We start from the raw sequence: 3,975 nt of genomic DNA, 5'->3' as shown, positions 1-3,975 counted from the left end.
GTCACAGGTCACCTCGCTTGTCCGTTGCCTTGAGCGGTGTGGTCGCGCCATCCCTTGAGCCGTGTACGGTAGATTGCATACAGTCGACGAATACTGTATGAAGATTGTTATCCCGCATCCCGTGGGTGATGTCCAGGGGTCGTGCACCACTTTTCAGACGCGACTCAATCAAGACGGGAGCCGAATCATGGACCTGTACGAGCACCAGGCCCGAGGGCTCTTCGAGGAACGCGGCATCCTCGTGCCGAGGGCGGAGGTCACCGCATCACCCAAGGAAGCCAGGGAGATCGCGCGCAGGCTCGGCGGCCGTGTCGTCGTCAAGGCGCAGGTCAAGACCGGAGGGCGGGGCAAGGCGGGCGGAGTGCGGCTCGCCGCCGATCCGGCCGCGGCGGAACTGACGGCACGCCAGATCCTCGGTATGGACATCAAGGGGCACACGGTCGGCAAGGTCATGCTGGCCCAACCCGTCGACATCGAGGCCGAGTTCTACGTCTCGTACGTCCTCGACCGGGCGGCGGGCCGCTTCCTCGCCATCGCCTCCGCGGAAGGTGGCATGGAGATAGAGGAGGTCGCCGCCAGTCGACCGGAGGCGGTCGCCCGTGTACACATTGACCCGGCCGTGGGGGTCACCTCCGCGAAGGCGGGGGAGATCGCCGCAGCCGCCGGACTTCCGCCGCAGACCGTGGACGTCCTCGTACGGCTGTGGCAGGTGCTGGTGCGTGAGGACGCCGTCCTCGTCGAGGTCAACCCGTTCGTCCGTACCCGGCAGGGGCAGATCCTCGCCCTCGACGGCAAGGTGACGCTGGACGACAACGCCCGCTTCCGACAAGCCCGTTGGGGCGCGGAGGAAGAGGAGCGCGACCACGCGCTGGAGACGGCGGCCGCCGCCAAGGGCCTCAACTACGTCAAACTCGACGGCGAGGTCGGCATCATCGGCAACGGGGCCGGACTCGTCATGTCGACCCTCGACGTGGTCGCCGGCTGCGGCGCCCGGCCGGCCAACTTCCTCGACATCGGCGGCGGCGCGTCCGCCCAGGTCATGGCCGACGGGCTGGCCGTCATCCTCTCCGACCCGGCCGTGAAGTCGGTGTTCGTCAATGTCTTCGGCGGGATCACCGCGTGCGACGCGGTCGCCGAAGGCATCGTGCGGGCCCTGGACACCGTCCGGTTGACCAAGCCGCTCGTCGTGCGCCTCGACGGGAACAACGCCGCACGCGGCCGCGCCGTCCTCGACGCGCACGCCCATCCACTGGTCCAGCAGGCCACCACCATGGACGGCGCCGCCCGCCGCGCCGCCGAACTCGCCACCGCAGCCTGAGGAGACGGCACATGGCGATCTACCTCACCAAGGAGAGCAAGGTCCTCGTCCAGGGCATGACCGGCGGCGAGGGCATGAAGCACACCCGGCGCATGCTCGCGGCCGGCACCGACGTCGTCGGCGGCGTCAACCCGCGCAAGGCCGGTCGCACCATCGACTTCGACGACCGCGCCGTACCCGTCTTCGGGTCGGTCGCCGACGGCATACAGTCGACCGGAGCCGATGTCACCGTCGTCTTCGTCCCGCCCGCCTTCGCCAAAGCGGCCGTGATGGAAGCCGCCGACGCCGGGATCGGGCTCGCCGTCGTCATCACCGAGGGCATCCCCGTCCACGACTCCGTCGCCTTCACCGCGTACGCGCGGGAGAAGGGGACCAGGATCGTCGGCCCCAACTGCCCGGGTCTCATCAGCCCGGGACAGTCCAACGCGGGCATCATCCCCGCCGACATCACCAAACCCGGCCGCATCGGCCTGGTGTCCAAGTCGGGCACGCTCACCTACCAACTCATGTACGAGCTGCGCGACATCGGCTTCACGACCTGTGTCGGCATCGGCGGCGACCCCGTCGTCGGCACCACCCACATCGACTGCCTGGCCGCCTTCCAGGACGACCCCGACACCGAACTCGTCGTCCTCATAGGGGAGATCGGCGGCGACGCCGAGGAACGCGCGGCCGCCTACATCGAGAAGCACGTCAGCAAGCCCGTCGTCGGCTACATCGCCGGATTCACCGCGCCCGAGGGCAAGACCATGGGACACGCGGGCGCCATCGTGTCCGGCTCCTCGGGCACCGCGCGGGCGAAGAAGGAAGCGCTGGAAGCGGTCGGCGTCAAGGTGGGGAACACCCCGACCGAGACCGCCCGCCTTGTGCTGACCCTGCTGGAAAACCGGCTCTGACACCACCCATGGTGGAGAGGCACCGACTGCCGGACACATCCGGCGCCACACCGTACCGCCATCTCCACAACCGACACCCCCCGCCCCCGACTGTGCACCGAGAGCGGAGACATCGCATGACATCCACCCTCAACTCCACGCCCCTCGTGGTGAAGTCCGGCACCTCCTGGGAGGACGCCTGGCAGCGCTGCCTCGCGGTAGCCCCCGAGGCGTTCCGCGACGACCGCGTCCTCAACCTCTGGAACTCCGCCTGGCACGCGGACGGCCGTGCCCTGCCCGCCACCAGCCCCGTCGACGGCAGCCCGATCGCCGGCCCGCCGCGCCTGGACCGCGACGCCGCCCATCAGGCCGTACGTGCCTCCCTCGACCAGCACCGCGCCTGGCGGCACATCCCGCTCGACGAGCGCCGCGCCCGCGTCGCCGCCACCCTCGACGCCCTCACCCAGCACCGCGAACTCCTCTCCCTGCTCCTCGTCTGGGAGATCGGCAAACCCTGGCGGCTCGCGCAGGCGGACGTCGACCGGGCCATCGACGGGGTGCGCTGGTACGTCGACGGCATCGAGCCGATGGTCGCGGGGCGGGCCCCGCTGGACGGCCCGGTGTCCAACATCGCCAGCTGGAACTATCCGATGAGCGTGCTCGTTCACGCCATGCTGGTACAGGCCCTGGCGGGCAACGCGGTCATCGCCAAGACCCCGACCGACGGCGGTGTCGCCTGTCTGACCCTGGCCTGCGCACTCGCCGCCCGCGAGGGGATTCCCGTCACCCTCGTCAGCGGCAGCGGGGGAGAGCTGTCCGAGGCGCTGGTGCGGGCGCCCGAGATCGGCTGTGTCTCCTTCGTCGGCGGCCGCGACACCGGCGCCGCCGTGGCCACGGCCGTCGCCGACCTCGGCAAGCGGCATGTACTCGAACAGGAAGGACTCAACACCTGGGGCATCTGGAACTACTCGGACTGGGACGCCCTCACGGCCGTCATCCCCAAACTCTTCGACTACGGCAAGCAGCGCTGCACGGCGTACCCGCGTTTCGTCGTCCAGCGTGAGCTGTTCGACGAGTTCCTGACGGCGTACCTCCCGGCCGTGCGCACGCTCAAGGTCGGCCACCCGCTCGCCGTCGCGCAGCCCGACGACCCCTACCCGGCGCTGGACTTCGGACCCGTGATCAACGCGGCCAAGGCGAAGGACCTGCACGACCAGGTCGCCGAGGCCATCGCCCGAGGCGCCGTCCCCCTGCACCGCGCCCGTACGACGGACGCCCGCTTCCTGCCCGGCCAGGACACCTCGGCCTACGTCCAACCCGTCACGCTCCTCAACCCGCCCCCCTCCTCCCCGCTCCACCACGCGGAACCCTTCGGCCCGGTCGACACCATCGTCCTGGTCGACACGGAGGCGGAACTGCTCGCCGCCATGAACGCCTCCAACGGCGCGCTCGTGGCCACGCTGTCCACCGACGACCGGACGACCTTCGACCGGCTCGCGCCGCAGATCCGCGCCTTCAAGGTCGGCCACGGCAAGCCGCGTTCGCGGGGCGACCGCGACGAACTCTTCGGCGGGTTCGGCGCGTCCTGGCGCGGCGCCTTCGTCGGCGGCGAGCTGCTCGTCCGCGCGGTCACTCAGGGACCGGCGGGGGAGCGGCTGCCCGGCAACTTCCCGGAGTACCAGCTCATGCCGTGACCGGCGACCGGGGGCGGCGCCCGTGATCGGGCGCCGCCCCCGGACATCGCGTGCAGACGTCGACGTACACAAGTGAGGTGGCGAGCAT

3 protein-coding genes are annotated in these 3,975 nt (G+C 70.3%); all 3 read left to right on the top strand.

The annotated features are described in order from the left end of the window. Positions 1-187 precede the first annotated feature (187 nt). Positions 188-1,318: an ADP-forming succinate--CoA ligase subunit beta gene (gene sucC / locus ABZ928_RS53365; protein WP_361537132.1), complete on the top strand. Its 1,131-nt coding sequence runs from the start codon at positions 188-190 to the stop codon at positions 1,316-1,318. Between the two features lie 11 nt (positions 1,319-1,329). Next, the gene (gene sucD / locus ABZ928_RS53360; RefSeq protein WP_361537130.1) at positions 1,330-2,214 is read left to right on the top strand and encodes a succinate--CoA ligase subunit alpha; all 885 of its coding nucleotides are present in this window, start codon (positions 1,330-1,332) and stop codon (positions 2,212-2,214) included. Positions 2,215-2,330: 116 nt separating this feature from the next. Next, positions 2,331-3,887, top strand: coding sequence for an aldehyde dehydrogenase family protein (locus ABZ928_RS53355; RefSeq protein WP_361537128.1), 1,557 nt, complete (start codon positions 2,331-2,333; stop codon positions 3,885-3,887). Positions 3,888-3,975 lie beyond the last annotated feature (88 nt).

The organism is Streptomyces sp. NPDC046909 (assembly GCF_040644695.1).
GTDB lineage: Bacteria > Actinomycetota > Actinomycetes > Streptomycetales > Streptomycetaceae > Streptomyces.
This window is presented reverse-complemented; position numbering and strand designations above follow the sequence as displayed.